Source organism: Oscillibacter sp. UBA6647, from assembly GCA_002455655.1.
Lineage (GTDB): Bacteria > Bacillota > Clostridia > Oscillospirales > Oscillospiraceae > Oscillibacter.
Genome location: DKLF01000057.1, coordinates 1 through 21,296, shown reverse-complemented (window position 1 = coordinate 21,296; position 21,296 = coordinate 1). Strand labels below are relative to the sequence as shown.

Annotated in this window: 16 protein-coding genes and 1 pseudogene; 11 read left to right on the top strand and 6 right to left on the bottom strand. The window is 57.5% G+C overall.

Annotation, left to right across the window (positions count from 1 at the left end; translation table 11 throughout):
- Positions 1-57: 57 nt before the first annotated feature.
- The 10 genes from B2W96_RS04520 (at position 58) to B2W96_RS04475 (ending at position 12,172) form a co-directional block, all read left to right on the top strand.
- On the top strand, positions 58-966 hold the full coding sequence (locus B2W96_RS04520) for an S-layer homology domain-containing protein (protein WP_293008979.1): 909 nt from the start codon (positions 58-60) through the stop codon (positions 964-966).
- A 137-nt stretch (positions 967-1,103) separates the two neighbouring features.
- Positions 1,104-2,087, top strand: a complete 984-nt coding sequence (locus tag B2W96_RS04515; RefSeq protein ID WP_293009003.1) for an Ig-like domain-containing protein — start codon at positions 1,104-1,106, stop codon at positions 2,085-2,087.
- A 205-nt stretch (positions 2,088-2,292) separates the two neighbouring features.
- Positions 2,293-3,372 (top strand): D-alanine--D-alanine ligase family protein, encoded by a 1,080-nt coding sequence (locus B2W96_RS04510; protein ID WP_293008977.1) that lies wholly within the window; start codon positions 2,293-2,295, stop codon positions 3,370-3,372.
- The gene (locus B2W96_RS04505; RefSeq protein WP_293008975.1) at positions 3,344-4,726 is read left to right on the top strand and encodes a UDP-N-acetylmuramoyl-tripeptide--D-alanyl-D-alanine ligase; all 1,383 of its coding nucleotides are present in this window, start codon (positions 3,344-3,346) and stop codon (positions 4,724-4,726) included. The genes B2W96_RS04510 and B2W96_RS04505 overlap by 29 nt, the downstream gene beginning before the upstream one ends.
- A 9-nt stretch (positions 4,727-4,735) precedes the next feature.
- Entirely contained in the window at positions 4,736-6,634 is a 1,899-nt protein-coding gene (abc-f, locus tag B2W96_RS04500; RefSeq protein ID WP_293008973.1) for a ribosomal protection-like ABC-F family protein, read from the top strand.
- Positions 6,631-7,407, top strand: coding sequence for a YdcF family protein (locus B2W96_RS04495; protein ID WP_293008971.1), 777 nt, complete (start codon positions 6,631-6,633; stop codon positions 7,405-7,407). The genes abc-f and B2W96_RS04495 overlap by 4 nt, the downstream gene beginning before the upstream one ends.
- Before the next feature lie 59 nt (positions 7,408-7,466).
- Entirely contained in the window at positions 7,467-7,967 is a 501-nt protein-coding gene (locus B2W96_RS04490; protein ID WP_293008969.1) for a flavodoxin family protein, read from the top strand.
- A gap of 36 nt (positions 7,968-8,003) precedes the next feature.
- Positions 8,004-9,065, top strand: a complete 1,062-nt coding sequence (gene prfA, locus B2W96_RS04485) for a peptide chain release factor 1 (RefSeq protein ID WP_293008967.1) — start codon at positions 8,004-8,006, stop codon at positions 9,063-9,065.
- 37 nt (positions 9,066-9,102) lie between these two features.
- Positions 9,103-10,776, top strand: coding sequence for an L-threonylcarbamoyladenylate synthase (locus tag B2W96_RS04480; protein ID WP_293008965.1), 1,674 nt, complete (start codon positions 9,103-9,105; stop codon positions 10,774-10,776).
- Positions 10,763-12,172, top strand: coding sequence for an aminopeptidase (locus tag B2W96_RS04475; protein ID WP_293008963.1), 1,410 nt, complete (start codon positions 10,763-10,765; stop codon positions 12,170-12,172). The genes B2W96_RS04480 and B2W96_RS04475 overlap by 14 nt, the downstream gene beginning before the upstream one ends.
- Before the next feature lie 307 nt (positions 12,173-12,479).
- On the opposite strand, the gene B2W96_RS04470 is transcribed toward B2W96_RS04475, so the two are convergent.
- The 6 genes from B2W96_RS04470 to gltX form a co-directional block, all read right to left on the bottom strand.
- On the bottom strand, positions 12,480-15,137 hold the full coding sequence (locus B2W96_RS04470; protein ID WP_293008961.1) for an ABC transporter permease: 2,658 nt from the start codon (positions 15,135-15,137) through the stop codon (positions 12,480-12,482).
- A 12-nt stretch (positions 15,138-15,149) separates the two neighbouring features.
- Positions 15,150-15,818, bottom strand: coding sequence for an ABC transporter ATP-binding protein (locus B2W96_RS04465; protein ID WP_293008959.1), 669 nt, complete (start codon positions 15,816-15,818; stop codon positions 15,150-15,152).
- 114 nt (positions 15,819-15,932) lie between these two features.
- Positions 15,933-16,850: a sensor histidine kinase gene (locus B2W96_RS04460; protein WP_293008957.1), complete on the bottom strand. Its 918-nt coding sequence runs from the start codon at positions 16,848-16,850 to the stop codon at positions 15,933-15,935.
- Positions 16,843-17,526 (bottom strand): response regulator transcription factor, encoded by a 684-nt coding sequence (locus tag B2W96_RS04455; RefSeq protein WP_293008955.1) that lies wholly within the window; start codon positions 17,524-17,526, stop codon positions 16,843-16,845. The genes B2W96_RS04460 and B2W96_RS04455 overlap by 8 nt, the downstream gene beginning before the upstream one ends.
- A gap of 635 nt (positions 17,527-18,161) precedes the next feature.
- Positions 18,162-19,169, bottom strand: coding sequence for an aspartate--ammonia ligase (gene asnA, locus B2W96_RS04450; RefSeq protein ID WP_293008954.1), 1,008 nt, complete (start codon positions 19,167-19,169; stop codon positions 18,162-18,164).
- 57 nt (positions 19,170-19,226) lie between these two features.
- Positions 19,227-20,726 (bottom strand): glutamate--tRNA ligase, encoded by a 1,500-nt coding sequence (gltX, locus tag B2W96_RS04445; RefSeq protein ID WP_293008953.1) that lies wholly within the window; start codon positions 20,724-20,726, stop codon positions 19,227-19,229.
- 229 nt (positions 20,727-20,955) lie between these two features.
- Here gltX and B2W96_RS04440 point away from each other — a divergent pair.
- A pseudogene (locus tag B2W96_RS04440) lies at positions 20,956-21,296 on the top strand (tryptophan--tRNA ligase); the annotation flags it as partial.

The following is a 21,296-nucleotide window of genomic DNA, read 5'->3' as shown; positions in this document are numbered from 1 at the left end:
GGCGCAAAGTTTGACCTTCTTTCCAACGGCGGCAATGCCAGTACCGGCGGTATAGTGATGAAAACCGCTGAATATATTCTGAAAGCCGACAGTGTACTGCAGCGCGTTTACCTTACGGGTGAGAACGGTAGCGAGCTGGCGAAGGACAACAGATGGGTGGGCAATTCCGATTATATCCGGCACAACGGGACCTACAGATTCACTTTCCCAGCCACAGACTACGTGGGCTGGGAATTGACCCTGATGTGCGGAAACGTGGAAAGGGTCACGGACTTGCCGGAACTAACTTCTAATGATTCAAATTATTTTAAGAGTTTCCTTTTAGGCTATTTTAGGTATAGCGAGAAGAATGATGAGAACGTGCCCTGGGTCGGTCTCACCGCCGAAAGTTCCTCCGGCGAAAGCGGCAATTCCTTTACCGATGTGGCCGCCGGGGCATACTGCTTCGATGCGGTGAAGTGGGCGGTGGCGCAGAAAATCACAACCGGCAAGACGGCAACCACTTTCGCGCCCGGTGAGACCTGTACCAAGGCGCAGATCCTGACGTTCCTGTGGCGGGCCAACGGGCAGCCGGAGGCTTCCGCAGCCAATCCCTTTACGGATGTGACCGAGCGGGACTACTTTTATAAGGCGGCGCTGTGGGCAGCCGAGCAAGGTCTGGTATCCGGTAGCGCCTTTGGCGCGTCCGCGCCCTGCACCCGGGCCATGACGGTTGCATATCTCTGGGCGCTTGCGGGAAAGCCTGAGGCCGAAAAATCCGCCGCGTTCACCGACGTGGCCGCAGATGCGCCATATGCCAAGGCCGTGGCGTGGGCGGTGGAAAAGGGCGTTACCACCGGAAAAACCGCTGAATATGTTTGCTCCCGATGCTATCTGCACTCGTGGGCAAATCGCCACATTTTTGCATCGGGCCATGGGATAACGCACGATTTTTTCAAAATAAGCTGTTTGCGCACATCCGCGTAAAAGGGTGTCATAAAGTCATTGAAAAAGAGCGGCAAAAGCTGCTCTTTTTCTGTATAATCTTCCGGACGCGGCAAACACTACCTCCACACAGAATTTGAATCATAGAATTTACAACAGGAGGTCGTGTTCCCTTGAAAATGTCAAATAAGAAAGCCCGCGTATCGGCGTTGTTGCTGGCACTGCTGGTGACGCTGACCGTGCCCGCCCAAGCGCTGTTCGGCAAAAAGAGTGAAGAGCCGGCGCCGCCGGTTCAGGGCGCACCCATCGCAAAGGAAATTTCTGTCAGAACCTACCGCAACATTCCCTACCGCGCACAGTTTTTAGCCTCGGACGATGAGAACGGCGAACTGACCTTTACCGTGGACACAGCGCCGAAGAAAGGCACTGTCACCGTGGCGGGGGATGTATTCACCTATACGCCGACAGAGGGCAAAAGCGGGAAGGACAGCTTCACCTATGTGGTGACGGACCCTGCGGGGAATGTCTCCGCTCCCGCCACCGTTACTGTGATGGTGGAAAAGACAAAATCCGGCGTAGAATATCAGGACATGGGAGACAGCTCCGCTGCTGCCGCCGCCCAGTATCTGGCGGAGAAGGGGGCCTTTACCGGCGCACGTATCGGCGGGCAATATTATTTTGAGCCGGAGCGCACGCTTTCCCGGGCCGAATTTCTGGCCATGACCATGGAGCTTGCAAATCTCCCGGCGGATACCGTTACCATGACCGGCTTCTCCGACGACGAGGCAATCCCAACATGGGCTAAGTCCTATGCGGCGGCGGGCCTTTCCGAAGGAATTATCCGGGGCGTCTCCACCGAGACAGGAGCGGCTTTCCGCAGCAATGAACCCGTGAGCTTCAACGAGGCGGCTGCCATTTTGGACCGAGTGCTGGCGGTGGGCGACGTGGACCTTGCCACATGGTACGCTGACCGGGACGCAACGCCTTCTTGGGCGGCACAGGCCGTGGGGAATCTGGAGGCTGTCAGCGTGATGTCCGTGGGCAGCTTTGGAAGCGGCACACTTGCCCAGCCCATGACCCGGGCGGACGCGGCGCAGATGCTCTGCGCGGCGGGGACGCTGCTGGACGGAGAGCAGACTGGGCTTCTGGACTGGATGCGCTGAAAAAAAGCCCAGGCGCTTCATGAAGAAAAAAGTACAGGAACCTGCCGAAAAGTATTTCCGGCAGGTTCCTGCGCTTGTATTCACGGAAAATTTGTGCTAAACTGGTACGGATTGCAATAGCTATTGGATAGTCCGGTCCCGCCTGTGGCGGGCTGTGGGAAAAGGGCATTTGTGTGGGCCGCCGACGGCGGCGGAAGGAGGAACCATGAAGATCGTGGTATTGGCCGGCGGTCTTTCGCAGGAGCGAGAAGTTTCGCTGGTTACGGGGACGGCTGTGTGCCGGGCGCTCCGCAAGGGGGGGCACAGCGCTGTTTTGGTGGATTTGTTTTTGGGGCTTGAGGACTATGACGGTCCGCTGGAGGCCGTGTTCGACGCACCGGACGGACGCTGCGGAAACGCTGCCATTAAAACCACCGCGCCGGATCTGGAAGCGGTGCGCCGCAGCCGGAAGGACCGAGGCCCCAGCCTGATCGGAAAGGATGTTTTAAACGTCTGTGCTTTGGCCGACCTTGTGTTCGTGGGGCTGCACGGCGAGAGCGGGGAGGACGGCCGCATTCAGGCTACGCTGGATTTGCTGGGAATCCCCTATACCGGATCGGGGCACCTTTCCTCCGCCATGGCGATGGATAAGGTGGTCACGAAGCGGCTGATGGAAGCCGCCGGGATCCGCACGCCCAAGTGGCGGCTGGTGGAGTATGGCGAGGCAGAGGTGGATGCCCTGTCGGAAGAGCTGCCGATGCCCTGTGTGGTGAAGACGCCGGGAGGCGGCTCCTCCATTGGGGTTTACATGCCCGAGACGCGGGAGGAGCTGAAAGCCGCTCTGCGGGATCTTCTGCACTTTGACGGGCAGATTATTGTGGAAGAGCGAATTGTGGGCCGGGATATTTTCACCGGCGTACTGGGGGACCGGTGGCTGCCGTCGGTCGAGGTTATTTCCGCCAAGGGAAAATTCGACTACGAGGCGAAGTACCAGTCCGGCGGGGCGCTGGAGTTGTGTCCGGCCGATATCACCGGGGAGCAGCAGGAGGAGATTGGCGAAATGGCGCTGAATCTTCACCGTCTGCTGGGATTGTCGGTGTATTCCCGGGCTGATTTTGTGCTGGATGGGGCCGGTGTGCCGTGGTGTTTGGAGATTAACTCTCTCCCGGGCCTGACCTCCGCCAGTCTCATGCCCAAGGAAGCTGCCGCCGCGGGGCTTACCTATGAAGAGCTCTGCGAGGAGATTGTTCAGCTTTCTTTAAGGAGGACGTGTCATCATGCTGCCAATGACTGTCAGGGAGATTGAATCCGCCGTCGGCGGCGTGTGGTGGAACCCCCGGGAGGACGCGCCTTCCATCTCCGCCGTGTGCACCGATAGCCGGGAAATGCCTCCCGGGTGCCTGTTTGTGCCATGGAAGGGCGAGCGGTTTGACGGCCATGATTTTATTGACAGTGCGCTGGAAGCGGGCGCTGCCGGGACGCTCTGCGCCCGTCTGCCCGCCGATCTCCGACCCGATAAATTCTACATCAAGGTGGACGACACCCGTTTGGCGCTGAAGGCGCTGGCCTCCGCCTACCGGGATCGGTTTGACATTCCCTTTGTCCAGATTACCGGCTCCGTGGGGAAGACTACCACCAAGGAGATGATCGCCACAGTCCTCTCGGCGGGACTAAAGGTGCTGAAAACGCCGGAGAATTTCAACAATGACATCGGAACGCCCCTGACGCTGTTCGGCCTGACGCCGGAGCATCAGGCGGCGGTGATTGAAACGGGCATGAACCACTTCGGAGAGATCCACTATCTCTCCGAGCTGGTGCGTCCCGATATTGCCGTAATTTCCAACGTCGGGGACGCCCACATCGAATTTTTGGGCAGCCGGGAGGGAATTTTAAAGGCCAAAAGTGAGATTTTTGACTTTTTGAAGCCCGCCGGCGTGGCAATTCTCAATGGAGACGACGCGCTGCTGAACACGCTGAAGCTGCCCTTTACCACATTGCGGTGCGGACAGTCAGAGGGGTGCAGTGTGCGGGTCAGCGATGTATCCGACCGGGGACTGGACGGAACCTGCTGCCGCATTACCACCAAAAAAGATGTGTACGATTTGACGATTAACGCGCCGGGACAGCATTTGGTGTACTGCGCCTCTATGGCCGTGGCTATCGCGGAGCTGCTGGGTCTGGATCATTCACAGATTGTCTCCGGCGTGGCGGCCTTTCAGGGCGTGGGAAATCGGATGGAGGTGGTGCGCCTTCCCGGCGGACGCATCATCCTGAACGACTGCTATAACGCGAACCCCCAGTCAGTTGCGGCGGGACTGGAGGTGCTGGCAAAGAGTACCGGCTCGCGCAAGCTGGCAATTTTAGGGGATATGGGCGAGTTGGGGGATCACGGAGAAGCCGCCCACTATAATATCGGTGCGCTGGCGGCTATGCTGGGCATCGATATGGTCATCGCCATCGGGGAAAAGGCGGAGAAAATTGCGGAGGGTACGCTGGCCTCCGGCGGCTGCGCGCTCCACTTTCCGGACAAAGACGCGGCGAAGGATGAGCTGCTGTGCCAGTTCGAGCCGGATACCAGCGCACTGGTGAAGGCTTCTCACTTTTCCATGCATTTTGAGACCATTGTGGAGTTTTTAAAAGCACAGGATTATCAGGATTAAGGAACACAAATGATAGAAATACAGGTAGAAGGGCTGGTCAAGTCCTTTGATTTGGAAAAGAAAATACTGGACGGGCTGACCTTTCAGATTGACGAGGGAGAGCGGGTAGGGCTTTTGGGTCCTAACGGCGCGGGGAAAACCACACTGTTCCGCATTCTCACTGGCGAGCTGGACTATGACGCGGGCGGCGTGTCCCTTGCAAAGGGCCGCCGGCTGGGCCTGATTTCTCAAATTCCCGTCTATCCCGAGGGGTATACGGTGGAGGACGTGCTGCGCACGGCTTTCGACCGTCTTTCGGCTTTGGCAAAAGAGATGGAAGACCTTGCGGGCCGTATGGAAGCAGGGGAGAGCGACCCGGCGCTGCTGCGGCGGTATGGGGCGCTGACAGAAAAGTTTGAGTTGTTCGGCGGGTATGACACGGAGGTGGCCGTCAACAAGGTGGCAAACGGCCTCTCCATCCCGCAGTCCATGCGCTCGGAACCCTTTGACCGTCTCTCTGGCGGAGAAAAGACCCGGGTGAATCTGGGCCGCCTGATTCTGGAGGACACGGACGTTTTGCTGCTGGACGAGCCCACCAACCATCTGGACCTTCACGCAACGGAGTGGCTGGAGGAGTATATCTCCCATTTCAAAGGTACTGTGGTGGCAATCTCCCATGACCGGTATTTTCTGGACCGGGCCGTGACGCGGATTATTGAAATCAACGGCGGCAAGGCGGAGTTTTACAGCGGAAATTACAGCTTCTACGCCGTGGAAAAAGAGCGGCGCTATCAGGAAAAGCTGAAGCAGTACGAAAAAGAGCAGGCCAAAATCGCCCAGCTTACCGAGGCGGCGGACCGCCTGCGGCTGTGGGCTTTTATGGGAAACGACGCGATGTACAAGCGGGCGTTTTCCATGGAAAAGCGCATCGAACGGATGCGCACCACCGACAGGCCCACCAAGCGCAGGAAGATGGACGCCCGCTTTTCCTCCATCGACTTTCAGGGGGATGAGGCCCTGACGATTCGGAATGTTTCCAAATCCTTCGGGGAGCGAAAGCTCTTCGAGGACATCAGCCTGAAGGTGGAGGGGGGCGAGCGCATCGCCCTCATCGGCGACAACGGGGCGGGAAAGTCCACCCTTATCAAGATGGTAATGGATGAGGAATACCCCGATGAAGGGCGTATCAAGTTGGGGCCTGCCGTCAAGGCGGCCTGCCTGCCTCAGATTATCCATTTCGACCACCCTGACTGGAACTTGGTGGAGAATCTTCAAGCTACCAAGCGGGGCATGACGGAAACCAGCGCGAGGAACCGGCTGGCATCCTATGATTTCCGGGGAGAGGACGTGTTTAAGTCTGTTTCCGTCCTTTCCGGCGGGGAAAAGAGCCGCCTGCGGCTATGTATGCTGATGGACGGGGAAATTAACTTTTTGATTCTGGACGAACCCACCAACCATCTGGATATCGACTCGCGGGAGTGGATAGAGGACGCGGTGGAGAGCTTTGACGGAACGCTGCTGTTCGTCTCCCACGACCGGTATTTTATCAACCGCTTCGCCACCCGTATCTGGGAGGTAGCTGGCGGAACCATTACCGACTGGCCAATGGGCTTTGCTCGTTACCGGGAGGAAAAGGACCGGGAAACACAAAAAAAGCATGAGAACACAAAAGCTGTAAAGGATGAGGCCGTTACGCAAAAACCGCCCCGGACAGGACGGGAACAGACCGCCGCCCGCAAGCAGCTTGTCATTTGTGAACGCCATATCGGTGAGACGGAGACTCTGCTTGAAAAGCTGGACGCGGACATGATGGCCGCAGCCTGCGACTATGAAAAGCTGAACGCCCTGCTTGCGGAAAAAGACGCGGTGCAGGCGGCGCTGGATGAGCTGTATGAAAAGTGGGAGGCACTTTCGGAGGCGGCGGAATGAAAAAAACGGTTCGGATTTCTCTGGCGGCGGCAGGTTTGGCTCTGCTGGCGGGAATGGGAATTTGGTTTGTGCCGGGCATGAAGTTTTCCGCATGGCTGTGCGGAGGGATTGCCGCAGCCCTGCTCCTGTGGGCGGCACTGATCCGGTGGAGTGAAAAAAGCAGGGCCGGAAAGGTCTGCAAGGTTCTGTTTCTTGCATGTGCCGCAGTGGGAATCCTTTCCTTTGCGGCGGTAGAGGCTTTTTTGGTAAAGGTGGGGCGGATGCCGCCCTCCGGGGCCTCTCCCGCAGCCGTGGTTGTGCTGGGGGCCGGGGTCAACGGGAAAACGCCCTCTCTGGTGTTGGCCTCCCGGCTGGACACCGCTAAAACCTATCTGAGCCAGATGCCACCGGACACACCCGTAATCCTCTCCGGAGGGCAGGGACCGGGAGAGGACGTCACCGAGGCCCAGGCCATGTACGACTATCTAACGGCAGTTGGAATAAACGGCGGGCGGCTGTATCTGGAAGAGCGCTCTACCACCACGGCTGAAAATCTGGCGTATTCCAGCAGGATTCTCAGCGAATTGGGAATTGACACTTACAATAACAGCGTGGCTGTTGTGACTAACGACTTTCATATGGCGCGGGTTCGCTATCTGACGGATTTTGAAACGCCCATCACCGTGACCGGGGTCCCCGCGCGGCTGCCTTACTGGTGGCTGACGGCAAACTACTATACCAGGGAATATTTCGCACTTGCAAAGGCCATGTGGAACAGGCTGAACGGGGCGTAATGAGGATTTGACCGCTGAGGACAGGCGGGTTTTGCCCGCAAGAGAAGCAGGGAGGTCTTATGAGCGATATTTTATGTATGTATTACTCCCGCACGGGGAACACCAAGACGGCGATGCAAGAGCTATCCGCCGCGCTGGACGCGGAGCTGGTGGAATTGAAGGATGGAGTGAACCGTTCCGGCGTGAAGGGCTTTTTACGCAGCGGAATGGATGCCATGCGCCGCACGGTGGAGACGCTCCAGCCCTTTGAAACGGAAAAACCCCTGACGAATTATAAGCTGGTGATTCTTGGCACGCCGGTTTGGGCCGGGCGGTGCAGCAGCGCCGTGCGCAGCTTTTTGCAGGAGCAGGGGCATCTCCTGACCGACGTATCCTATGTACTGCTTCGGGGCGGAAACGCCAAATACGAGGAGATTTACGACCAGATGGACAAGTATCTTTCCCAGCCCCATCAAACCGCCGTATCTTTGCGGGCTGGGTCCGTGGGCTATCACTTTTGGCAGGAGGAATTTCTCCGCCGGACCCGGGCGTTTTTGGAGGGGCGGGAGTGTCAGAGTTAGCGGCCTTCCCGGCATAAAAGAGGGGAGGCAAACTGCTTGTTTGAAAAACTGAAAGAGATTGCGGTTCGGTACGACGCGCTGCAAACCCAGCTTGGAGACCCGTCGGTTTATGGCGATGCGGACCGGCTGCGGGTGGTGAATCAAGAGCTGAAGGAGCTTGCTCCGGTGGCGGAGGCTTTCTCTGTCTGGGAGCGGGCGAACCGCCGCCTGCGGGAGACGGAAGCGCTTTTGAACGACCCGGAGTTGCGGGCCATGGCGCAGGAAGAACTGCCGGAGGCACGGGCGGAGTCGGAACGACTGGAGGCAGCGCTAAAGCCCCTGTTGCTGCCCCGGGACCCGAATGACGGGCGCAATGTGGTGGTGGAAATCCGGGGCGGCGTCGGCGGGGAGGAAAGCGCGCTGTTTGCGGCGGCCCTTTTCCGAATGTACCTCATGTACGCCGAAAAACGGAGGTTTTCTGTGGATGTTGTCAACGAGAACCGCACGGAGCTGGGTGGCGTAAAGGAAATTAGCTTTCTGGTAGAGGGCGACGGCGCATGGTCCCGGTTCAAGTTTGAAAGCGGGGTTCATCGCGTGCAGCGGGTGCCGGAGACGGAGTCTGCCGGGCGCATCCACACCAGCGCTGCCACCGTTGCCGTGCTGCCGGAGACACAGGAAGTAGAGTTCGCCATTGACCCCGGCGATTTGCAGATTGACACCTTCCGCGCTTCCGGTGCGGGAGGGCAGCACATCAACAAAACGGAGTCTGCCATCCGCATCACACACTTGCCCACCGGGACGGTGGTGGAATGTCAGGACGAGCGGAGCCAGTACAAGAACCGGGAAAAGGCCATGAAGGTGCTGCGCTCCCGGCTGTATGAGGCGGAGCTTGCCCGGCGGGACGCGGATCAGGCCGCCCGCCGCCGCAGTCAGGTGGGCAGCGGGGACCGGAGCGAGCGCATCCGCACCTATAACTTCCCCCAAAGTCGGGTGACGGACCACCGGATTGGCCTGACGCTGTACAAACTGGACAGTGTGATGGATGGCGAGCTGGACGAGCTGATTGACGCGCTGATCGCCGCCGACACGGCGGAAAAGCTGCGAAAGCAGGAAAAATAAAAACGGGCGAAGCCCGCGTAAAACAGAAGGTAACCGCATGGAGACAAAATTTATTGATTTAACCAACATCAAGGGCCAGCAGCGGATTGTGGAGGAGAAAATTCAGACAGCCGCCGACATCATTCGCTCCGGAGGGCTGCTGGCCGTGCCCACAGAGACGGTATACGGCCTTGGGGCCAATGCGTTGGATGAAGAGGCGGTGCATAGGATTTTTGAGGCGAAGGGACGGCCTCAGGACAATCCTTTGATCATCCATGTTCCATCCGCCCAGTGGCTGCCCCGGTTCTGCGTGGATGTACCGCCGCTGGCGTATACGCTGGCACGGAATTTTTGGCCCGGTCCTCTTACCATGATTTTAAAGCGAAGCCCCGCCATCCCCGCCGCAGTGACGGCGGGACTGGATACGGTGGGCGTTCGCTGTCCGGCCCACACGGTGACGCAGGCTATCATCCGCTATGCGGGGGTACCCATCGCCGCCCCTTCCGCCAATCTCTCCGGCCGCCCAAGCTGTACCTCCGCGGCAGACGTGGCGGCGGACATGGACGGCAGAATCGAAGGAATTGTGGACGGCGGCCCCTGCACTGTGGGCGTAGAATCCACCATCGTGGATTTGACCGTCTCTCCGCCCCGGATGCTGCGCCCCGGCGGATTACCGCTGGAAGACCTTCAGCGGGTGCTGGGGGAGATCGAGGTGGATAAGGCTGTTTCCGCGCCGCTGGGGGAGGGCGAAGCACCCAAAGCCCCCGGCATGAAATACCGCCATTACGCGCCCAAGGCAGCCGTCACGGTGTTCACCGGCAATCCCCGGAGGACGGCGCAGGCCGTTGTTCAGCGTTTGAAGCCAGGCGTGGGCGTGATCTGCTTTGACGAGTTTGAATCCCTGTTTCAGGGCTATGAGACGCATTTGCTTGGCCCTGTGGACGACAAGGAGATTCAGGCCCAGCGCGTGTTCGACGCGCTGCGGGCCTTTGATACAGGCAACGTGACGGAAATTCTGGCTCAGTGCCCCGACAACCGGGGACTGGGGCTGGCCATCGGCAACCGACTGAAAAAGGCGGCGGGCTTCAACGTGGTGGACGTGGAGGAGGAACGCATCATTCTTGGCCTTACCGGCGGAACCGGCGCGGGGAAAACCAGCGCACTGAAGGCCGTGGAGGATTTGGGCGGGCTGGCGCTGGACTGTGACGCGGTGTACTACGAGCTGCTGAACACCGACACGGGCCTGCGGGACGCGATCGCAGGCGCCTTTGGTTCACAGGTCTTTAACCCGAATGGAGCACTGAACCGCAAGGCGTTGGGCGAGCTGGTCTTCGGAGATAACGACCGGTTGGACCAGCTCAACGACATCGTGTTCCGTTTCCTGCGGCCAGAGCTGGAACGGCGGATTGCAGCTTTTAGGGGCAAGCTCTGCGCACTGGACGCCATCAACCTTTTTGAGTCCGGCATCGACAGGCTGTGCGACTGCACCGTGGCGGTGACCTCGCCCATTGAAATGCGGGTCCGGCGGATTATGGAGCGGGACGGAATCGACGAAAAGTATGCAAGGCTCCGCGTCTCGGCCCAGCAGCAGGACGATTATTTCCGGGAGAAATGCGACCGGGAGCTGAGCAACACCGCCGAGACGCCCAAGGCGTTTCGGGAGGCCGCGAAGGAATTTTTCATACGTCTGATTGAGCAGATTAAGGAGGATAAGGCAAATGGCAGAAAATAAAAAGACGAAGGACCTGCGCGAGAAGCTTCTCGCAGGCAAAAAGCACGGCTACGACCGGTTTGACACCAAGAATGAGAAGGCCATGGAGTCTTACTGCGCGGACTATCGGACATTCTTAGACGCAGGGAAGACCGAGCGGGAGTGTGCGGGGGAGTTGGTGCGTCTGGCGGAGGCGGCGGGATTTCGTGCTTTCACCCGGGGCATGGAAGTGAAAACTGGGGACAAGCTGTATTTCTGCAACCGGAGCAAGAGCGTGTATCTGGCCCGTATCGGTAAGCAGCCGCTAAGCGTCGGCGCGCAGATTGCCGCCGCCCACATTGACTCGCCCCGGCTGGATTTGAAGCCCAATCCCCTGTATGAGGACGGCGAGCTGGCCTATTTCAAAACCCATTATTATGGCGGTATCCGTAAGTATCAGTGGACCACCGTGCCGCTGGAGCTTCGGGGCGTGGTTGCGCTGAAAAACGGGGAGACAGTTTCTGTGCGCATCGGTGCGGACCCAGGGGATCCCAAGCTGATCATCACAGACCTCCTTCCCCATCTGGGGGCGGAGCAGAACAAAAAGCCGTTGGGCGAGGCGGTTCCCGGTGAAACGCTGAACCTGCTGCTGGGCAGCCGCCCCTTGCCGGACAGCGAGGGCAGCGACCGAGTAAAGCTGGCTGTGATGCAGTTGCTCAACGAAAAATACGGCATCGTGGAAGAGGATTTGACCTCCGCCGAGCTGGAAGCCGTCCCTGCCTTCATGTCCTGCGACATCGGGCTGGATCGCAGCATGATCGGCGCCTACGGCCACGACGACCGGGTGTGCGCCTATGCGGCGTTCCGGGCGCTGGTGGACTTGGAGGAAACGCCCGAGAAGACGGCGGTGTGCGTTTTGGCGGACAAGGAGGAGATCGGCTCCGACGGCGTAACCGGCTTGCAGTCCGCCGCGTTTGACACTTTTATGGAGGATTTGTGCGAAGCGCAGGACGTTCCTCTGCGGGTGTGCTTGGAGAAGTCCTTCTGCCTCAGCGCGGACGTGACGGCCGCGTTTGACCCCAATTTCTCTGATGTGTTTGAAAAGCGGAATGCCGCCTGGCTGAACCACGGCGTGGGTCTTTGCAAGTATACCGGCGCACGGGGCAAGTCCGGCGCGTCCGACGCGGACGCGGAGACAGTGGCCTATGTCCGTTCTCTGTTCGACGAGGCAGGCGTGCTTTGGCAGATTGCGGAGTTGGGCAAGGTGGACGCAGGCGGCGGCGGCACGGTGGCGGCCTATATGGCCAACCGCAACATTGCCACGCTGGATGCGGGCGTTCCGGTGCTGAGCATGCACGCCCCCGTTGAGGTGGTGGCAAAGCTGGACTGCTACGAAACCTATAAGGGCATGAAGGCCGTGTTTCTGGCACGCAAATAACATGGGAACAGCATAGGCCGTCTGACTTTTTTGCCTACGTGAATTTACGAAGGAACCGCTTTTTGCGGTTCCTTCGCGTATATTTGGGGAAGTGGAACTGCTTGACGGGGAATCGTTCGCACGCAAGCGAGATGTACGGTAACGCCAAAAAGAAAAACCCGGCCTCGCCAAAAGCTGGAAGTCATAGGGGGAAATTGCGAACTTATCATGATAAGACAGGTTGAATATGGAAAACAGGAGGGATGCGCGGCATCCCTCCTGTTTTATGCAAATTGCCGCCTTCTGCGGAAGAAAAAGCAGCTATCGGCTATTCCGTTTCTCTCAAGCGCTCAACAACGGGGTGTCTGGCAGCCACCCGATATACCGCCAGCGGCACTGAGATGCCCAAAAGAGCGAAGAGCGGCGCCAATGACAATATGGGTAAGGCGGTAAACCGATAGGTGAAGAACCAAAATGTGCTTTCCAGCACTCTGGACAGCAGAGGTCCCGAGGCAAGGCTGAGAACCAGCGATACGGACACCGCGCCCAGCGCGTAATACAGTCCCTCCCAAACCAGCATGATTTTCAGCTGTCTGCCGGTCATACCGATGGCCTGAAGCATGGCAAGCTCCCGACGGCGCGTGAGAATCCCGGTTAAAATTGCGTTGAGGAAATTGAGCACGCCTACAAGGCCCACGATAAGGCTCAGCACGCCTCCCAGCATCAGAAACATATTCCGGAAGGAGTCAAATTCTGCGACATAAGTCGCCTTGCTTTCATAGTCAAGCTGCGTCTGCTGCTTCGTTGTTAACTTGGATAAATAAGCCTCCATACCGGCTGTGCTCTCGTCGCTCACATCGCAGGCGTAGTACATCACGTCGCTGGTGCCGCTGTCATTCAAAAAAGTCTGGTCGTTCATGACGAACTCGTCAGCGCCGTAATAGCGGTAGCTGAGGGTATTGGGCACGATGACCAGCGCTGCCACTTCATAGTCAATGTCCCGATAAGCTTTGGCCCTGTACCGGAAGGACTGGTCATCCGGGATATTGCCCGGGTCAAGTATCTCCCCCGTATCCGGGTCGTAGTACTCGTACTCCTCCACGTAGCGCAGCGTGACAGTATCACCCGGCTTTGCCCAGTGAGAGTCCGGCTGAGGATTGCCGTAGTCGTCGTCGGAATAAACTGCCGCGACATAGCGCCCTCCCGGCTCATGAAGCTTGGACAAATCGCCCTCCAGCACGGTCAGCTTATCAAGGACATAGCGCTCCATGCCATAAAGCTGGGCCCGGTCGGACAGCAGGCCTGCGTCATTCTTTTCGGCAAAGGCAATCTGAGAATTCAGCGTTTCCGCGTCGTTCCACGCCCCATACAGGGTGCGTAAATAATCCTCGGTGATGAATTCCTCCACCGGACTGGTCTTGCCGTAGACACGTCCCCCGCCCTCAATTCCGGGCTGGGCTTCCAGAGCGGCAATCGTATCTGCGGGCAGCGCCCGGTCGGCGCCCCAAAACGCCCCTGTCTGGAAATAGCCTGCGTCAGCCACAATGAAATCTGAAACCATGTTGGACAGATATTTATCCATGTCAAAGCCGCTTGTAAAAGTGACCGTGATGTTGAGAAGAAGTACCGCAAGTGACAATGAGGCCACGGTAACCGCCGTCTTGCCCCGGCTGCGCCCCAGATTCGCCCATGCCATTTTTGGCAGCGATGCGCCTGACTGAGACTTGCGTATTGCCTTTTTACCTGACGTCCCCTCGGTGTAGCGAACCGCCTCCACAGGAGATACTCTTGCTGCCAGCCGTCCGGGTCTGCGGCAGGAAATCATCACGGTGACCAACGCAAAAAGCGCCGAACCAATAAAAATCAGCGGACTTGCCGATACCGTATCCTGCACGACGCCGTTGAGATGGGAAAGGATTACAGGGGTCAGCATAATCCCGACGGCGTAGCCAATCAGCAATCCGATGGGGATGCCGATGAAGGAAAGCAGAAGTGCTTGGCGGCGGATGATGCACCGCAGTTGCCGCCCTGTTGTGCCGATGGTTTTCAGCAGTCCATAGAAGCGGATATCGTTTGAAACCGAAATCTGAAATACGTTGTAGATAATCAGGTAGCCCGTGAAAATAATAATCAGTAATAGCCCCAAGATTGCCGCGGCGGTAAAGGAATCCATGCTGTCGGCAAGCTGGGCGCCGGTGTAGCCCCAGTTTACGCCAACTGCAATATAATTGTCTCCCGAGGAGCGGCTTTCCGCCTGGTAGCCGTGATTTGTAAGGATTGTTTTTAGGTCCTGTTCGATGTGCAAAGAGCTTCCCAGCATGACATCCATGTTCCACGAGCCGGTCATTCCGTCGTTGCCAATGCCGCTGCCGACGCCCACTTGGTCATAAATCGCCTGAGCACGGCTCAGAGGGAGGAGGACATGGTTTGCGACAACCGCCTCGTCATATTCCCACCAACCGCTCAGGACAAAGGATTCCGTTACCTCTGTGCCGTCCACCTCAAAGGTCATGGTGAACTCGGTTCCCAATACCGGCTCAACACCCAGCAGCTCCAGCACCCTTGTGTCGGTGGCGGCTTCCTTGGTGCCCTCGGCGGGCAGGCGGCCTTCCATCGGGTCGCAGTACATCCAGTGGGCCTGGTTTGCGTCGCTGTACCCCACCTCTACATGGGACTTGAGAAAGGGCGCGCCCTCCGGCATACCAACAAAGCGGCGCAGCCCATACTGTTTAATGAGCGGATCGCCTTTGATCTCGTCGAACTGCTCTCGGGTCATATACTTGAATGTTCCCTGACTCCAGCCTCCGGCCTGCCGGAAATTTGACTGCTGAAAAGAGTCGTTGATGGAGAGCGCCACTGTGAACAGGGTTGTAAACAGTACGGCGGTCAGGGCGATGGCAAGAATCGCAATCAGGTTTCGTGATTTTGCCGCTTTCATGCTTTTCATGCTCAGCGCGCGGATGCATTTCCCGTTGGCTACATTCATGATCCGGCCCCCTTATCGAGAAACGATCAGGCCGTCTTCGATACGGACGATGCGGTCTGCCAGTTGGGCGATCTCTTCGTTATGGGTAATCATTACAATGGTTTGGGAAAACTTCTGACCTGTGACCTTCAAGAGGCCCAAAACATCCTGACTGGTTTTAGAATCCAGATTACCGGTTGGCTCGTCCGCAAGGATGATGGCAGGCTTGGCGGCCAAGGCCCGGGCAATGGCAACCCGCTGCTGCTGGCCCCCGGAGAGATTATTCGGCAGGTTTTGCAGCTTGGAGGGAAGCCCCAGCGTTTCGATGATGCTATCCACATAGGGGCGATCCGGCGTGTTGCCGTCCAATTGAATGGGCAGCACAATGTTTTCATAGACATTGAGCACCGGAACCAGATTGTAGTTCTGAAACACAAATCCGATCTTGCGCCGGCGGAATATTGTCAGCTCCTCGTCTTTCAGGGAGAAAATGTCCTTGCCATCCACTGTAACCGTGCCGCTTGTGGGGCGGTCCAGTCCGCCCAGCATATGCAGCAGCGTGCTCTTACCGCTGCCGGACGTGCCGACAATGGCCACAAATTCGCCTGTTTCCACCTGCAAGCTGACACCGTCCAGCGCGTGAACCGTATTTTCGCCGATACCGTAAAGCTTTTTTAAATCATGGGTCTGCAAAATTGTCATAATAACTGCCTCCAAAGATAAAGTCTGCAAGGTTCTCTACCATGCAGATTCTATCGCACGTTTCTTTCCAGAATCTTTCCGGCGGACAGGCAATTCTAACAGTCTTGTAAGAATTCAGGCCTGACGGGGCAAGAACATGGAAAAAACCGAGCCGCGGCCGGGGGCCGAAGTCACTTTGATATATCCCTCCTGACCGACTAAAATCTGGCGGGTCAGGTATAAGCCGATTCCCGCACCGTCCTGCTCGCTGACGGTCTGTGAGCGGTAAAAACGGGAAAAGACCTTTGCCTGCTCCGCTTCTGAGATGCCAATTCCCGTGTCTGCGACATCAACCCGGCAGAACAGCTCGTATTCCTCAGCCGAAATCCGGATGCTGCCGCCGGAGGGCGTGTATTTGACAGCGTTATCCAGCAGATTGCAGAGTGCTTCTGTGGTCCATTTCCGGTCAAACACCGCACGGACGTCGGTAGAGTTCACGGTTATCTGAATCTCTTTTTGCGCAGCTTTGGGCGCGAGCTGGTTTGCCGCTTCCTCAACCATCGGAGCAATGTCGTTCAGCACAGGGTGGAGGGTAATCACACCTGTTTCCAGCCGCGACAGCTTCAGCAAAGCGGCAATCAAGAAGCACAGTTTTTCCGCCTGTCCCCGCAGCGCCGCCACACAAACCACACTTTCTTCCGGCAGGTTCTGCTCCTCCAACAACTGCGCATAGAGCAAAATGTTTGCAATCGGCGTTTTGGTCTGGTGAGAGATATCCGCCAATAATTCCTTGACTTTTTCCTTTTCTGCCGCTAAATTGCGTGCGGATACCGAGGAGGCGGCTAAATATTGGTTGAATCTGCTTTCCACCGCCGACAGCAGGCTTTCGTCAAAAGTGTGCTCCGCAAAGCTTCCATCCATAGTGCTATCCAGCATTTGACTGAGTCTTTTCATCACGTTCCTTGTGTTTCGGCGCTCCAGCAGCACGAGTGCCGCACACAGGAGAATGACTGCCAGCGCAAGGAGAAGCAGGAGTAAATTCCCGTCATTCATCCTGCTTCACCACCCATACATACCCTAAACCGTAGACAGTTTTGATATACCGCGCGGCATCCAGCTTGTCCCGCAGCCGTTTGACCGTGACGGAAAGCGCATTTTCATCCACATAGTCCGCGCCGTCTGTCCAGATGCGATCCAGAAGAACCGCGCGGGTCATCGTTATGCCCCGATTTTCCACCAGCAGACGGAGAAGCTTCTGCTCCGTCTTACTTAGCTCAACGGGAGTATCCTCCTGATAAAATGCCATCTGCTCAAAATCAAACCGATAGCCGTCAATTTCGAGAACAGACGTGTTGGATGCCGGAGGCACGTCACGGCGCATCTGCGCCTTGACCCTCGCCCGAAGAATTGCCAGACTAAAGGGCTTGGTGATATAGTCGTCCGCACCGTGTTCCAGCCCCGTCACCACATCCATCTCAGTATCGTTGGCAGTTAAAAGAATCACCGGAACGGATTCGCTCCTGACTTTTATCTCGTGAAGCAAGACAAGTCCGCTGCCATCCGGAAGGTTAATATCGAGCAAAATGAGATCCGGCGCGCCATCGGCAAGCAGTTCACGCGCGGATTTCAGATCAAAACACGGAATAATCTGAAACTCCTGATCCTTTAACGCAAGACACAGGCCATGGTTCAGATTGCGGTCATCTTCGACAATCATAATACGCTTCATCATTTTCCTCCTTCATTTTTAATTTACCCCCAACTCTCGCCCTCAAAGCTTGCGTTGCTTTACGGAAAGTCTCCTGCAACGCAATCATACGCTCCAATTCCTCCGAAAAATGAAAAGCTGCTTGAGCTGCTCGGCGTCAATATTGGCTTTTGGGAAAGCCAATCGTTTGCGGTTTTCTGTGCATTACGGATTTTGTCTGTACGATAATGATACCACAATGAATGAATATTTCAAATTGTAATTCGTGACCATGCGGGAGGGGAGTCCGATGCATCGTATGAACCCCTCTCGCTGGGTGGGAAAGCATAGCATTCTGCATCCTGCCGATCACATGAAAAGGAGCGCCGCCCCACATCCCGCTCAGCAGAAGGAAAAGCTGCTTTGAACACGTCCATGAAGGCGGAAAAGCGCAGAAGGCTTTGTTTGACGCGGAGGAGGTCTTTATCAGGCGAGCGTCTTGCCGCTGCCAGCAACGCCACAGCAGACAGTGCGGGCTATGGCACGTACGCAAAAAGACAGGGCAGACAGCAAAAACTGTCCGCCCTGTCACGGAGATTTATACCCGGTTCACTTTTTGCCCCTGTGAAACCCCGCCGAAAGGCTGGGCCGGGAACTTATTGAAGACACGGGAAGACTTACAGAAGAATGATACCCGCATCTTCGCAGGCGGCTATGGTATCCTTGTCCCAGAGACTGGCCTGAACCTCGCCAATGTGGCAGGTGCCAAGCAGCAGCATACACAATCGGGACTGGCCGATGCCGCCGCCTATGGACTGGGGCAGCTCGCCGTTCAACAGCATTTTGTGGAAGGGGAGGCTTCTCCGCTCGTCGTGGCCGGAGAGGGCGAGCTGGCGGTCCAGTGCCGCCTCATCCACCCGGATGCCCATGGAGGAAACCTCAAAATTGCGCTCTAAAATCGGGTTCCACATGAGGATGTCGCCGTTGAGCGTCCAGTCGTCATAGTCCGGGGCGCGGCCGTCATGGGGGTTTCCGGAGTTGAGCTTTCCGCCGATCTGCATGAGAAACACGGTGTGATGCTTCTGGCAGACGGCTTTCTCCCGCTCGTTGGGGGTCAGGTCGGGGAAGCGGTCCTCCAACTCCTGTGTGGTGATGAAAAACACGTCCCGGTCCGGACGGAAGGTGAGGGCAGGATAGGTCTTGCGCAAATCCTCCGCCGTGTCGCAGATGGAGGCCACGATGGTGCGGACGGTATCCTTGAGGTACTGGAGGTTCCGGTCCTCGCGCCGGATGTGTTTCTCCCAGTCCCACTGGTCCACGTACACGGAGTGGAGATTGTCCACCTCTTCATCCCGGCGGATGGCGTTCATGTCGGTATACAGGCCCGTTCCTGCCTTGAACTCGTACCGCTTCAGCGCCAGACGCTTCCACTTGGCGAGGGAGTGAACTACCTGTCCGTCGGTCCCCACGTCCGGGATGTCAAAGCTCACGGGGCGCTCCACGCCGTTAAGGTCGTCGTTCAGGCCTGTGGCCCCGTCCACGAACAGAGGGGCCGAAACCCGGTGAAGGTCCAGCCGCTCTGTCAGATTCTTCTGAAAGTCGGCGTGGATAAATTCGATGGCGCGCTGAAGCTGGTTGTTGGTCAGGGGCATTTTGTAACCGGCGGGAATTACAATTTTACTCATGTTGGGCTACCCATCCTTCTGAATTTGAATTTCTTGTGGAGAAGTCTCAATTGGCGCTCAGCCCAGCAGAGCAAGGCCGTGGCGCAGTCTTTTCAGCGTTTCGTCTTGCCCAAGAATGCGGCAGATTTCCACCGCGCCGCCGGGCGTCACCAGCTTACCCGCCGCCGCGATGCGCACGGGCCACATCAGCGTGGCGTTTTTTACCTCCAGCTTTTCCGCAAGGTCCGTCAGCGCGCCATGGACTGTGTCTGTGTCCCAAGTGGGCAGGGCCTCCAGTGCGGAGATAGCGGCCAAGAGCATCGCCTTGGAAATGTCCTTATCCGTCTTGGACTTCTTATTGACATAAAATTCAGCATCATAAGCGGGAAGCGCGTCGAAAAAGTCCACCTTTTCCGGAATTTCCGTCAGCTTTTCGCACCGGGCCTGCAACAGCGCGGCAATGTCCGCGGGGTTGATGGCGGGGTTTTTCACGCTTTGGCGGATATACGGCTCCGCAATTTTCGCAAATTCCTCCGGTGCAAGGGCGCGGAGATAGGTGGCGTTGAAGTAATCCAGCTTTGCCATGTCAAAAATCGCAGGGGACTTGGAGATTCCCGCAATATCGAAAGCCTCCACCAGTTCGTCCAGAGAGAAAATCTCCTGCTCTTTCTGCTCACCTTTCGGCGCCCAGCCCAGCAGGGCGACATAATTCAAAACGGCGGTGGTGAGATACCCTTGGGCGATCAGGTCTTCATAGGAGGGGTCCCCGTGGCGCTTGGACATCTTATTGTGCGCGTCCCGCATGACGGGGGAGCAGTGGACATAGGTGGGAATCTCCCAGCCGAAGGCCTGATACAGCAAATTGTACTTGGGCGCGGAGCTGAGGTATTCACTGCCCCGGACCACATGGGTGATGCCCATGAGGTGATCGTCCACCACGTTGGCAAAATTGTAGGTGGGCAGCCCGTCGGACTTGATGAGCACCTGATCGTCCAGCGTGTCGTTTTCCACGGTGATGTCTCCGAAGGTCACGTCATGGAAGGTGGTGCTGCCATTCCGGGGGATTCTCTGGCGGATGACGTGGGGAGTTCCCCCGTCCAGCCTGACCTGAATTTCGTTAAAGGGGAGGTCGGGACAGCCGCACTGGTGCTTCTTGACCTTCACGCCCTCGGCAACCTCTTGCGCCTCGTCCTCTTCTTTTCCGCAGAAGCAGCGGTAGGCAGAGCCCTTTTCCACCAGCAGCTCGGCGTACTTTCCGTACAGCTCCCGCCGCTCCGACTGGATATAGGGACCCACCGGACCGCCCACGTCCGGGCCTTCGTCGTGACCAAGGCCACACTGGGCCATTGTCTTGTAGATGACGTCGGTGGCGCCCTCTACAAGGCGGCCCTGATCGGTGTCCTCAATGCGCAGGAGGAAGGTGCCCTCCGCGTGGCGGGCGATGAGCCAGGTGTACAACGCGGTGCGCAGGTTGCCCACGTGCATATAACCGGTGGGAGAGGGGGCGAAACGGGTGCGGACCTTCCCCTTGGGGATGCGGGCCTCCATTTCGTCAAAGAATGCTTTATCTGTGGCCATGAATTTACCTCCATGTATTGTTTAACAATTTATTATCGCTTTTGCAGCCCGGAATGTCAAGGGGTTTCCTGCGGCGAACGCAGCGAATACAGCGGCGGCAGGGCCGTCCGCACCGGTGCAAAATCCCCGAAACAGATTGCACTTTCCGCTGCTTCGTGCTACAATGACTAGGCTATATTGCCGCTTTATGGCCAAAGGGCGTGAAGGCGGCAGATTTTGAGGTGGTATCATGGAAAACGAGACGCTTAAACGGCGGATTCTCAGCGGAATTCAGCCCTCCGGCGACCTGACGCTTGGCTCCTATCTGGGGGCCATCCGCAACTGGGCGGCGCTGGCGGACGAGTACGACTGCTTTTATATGCTGGCGGATATGCACACCATCACGGTCCGGCAGGAGCCGGCGGAGCTTCGGCGGCGCACGCTGACGCAGGTGGCAGCCTATATTGCCTGCGGTCTGGACCCGCAGAAAAATACGTTGTTTATCCAGTCCCACGTCCCGGCCCACGCCCAGTTGGGCTGGGTGCTGGACTGCTACACCATGTTCGGCGAGCTGAGCCGCATGACCCAGTT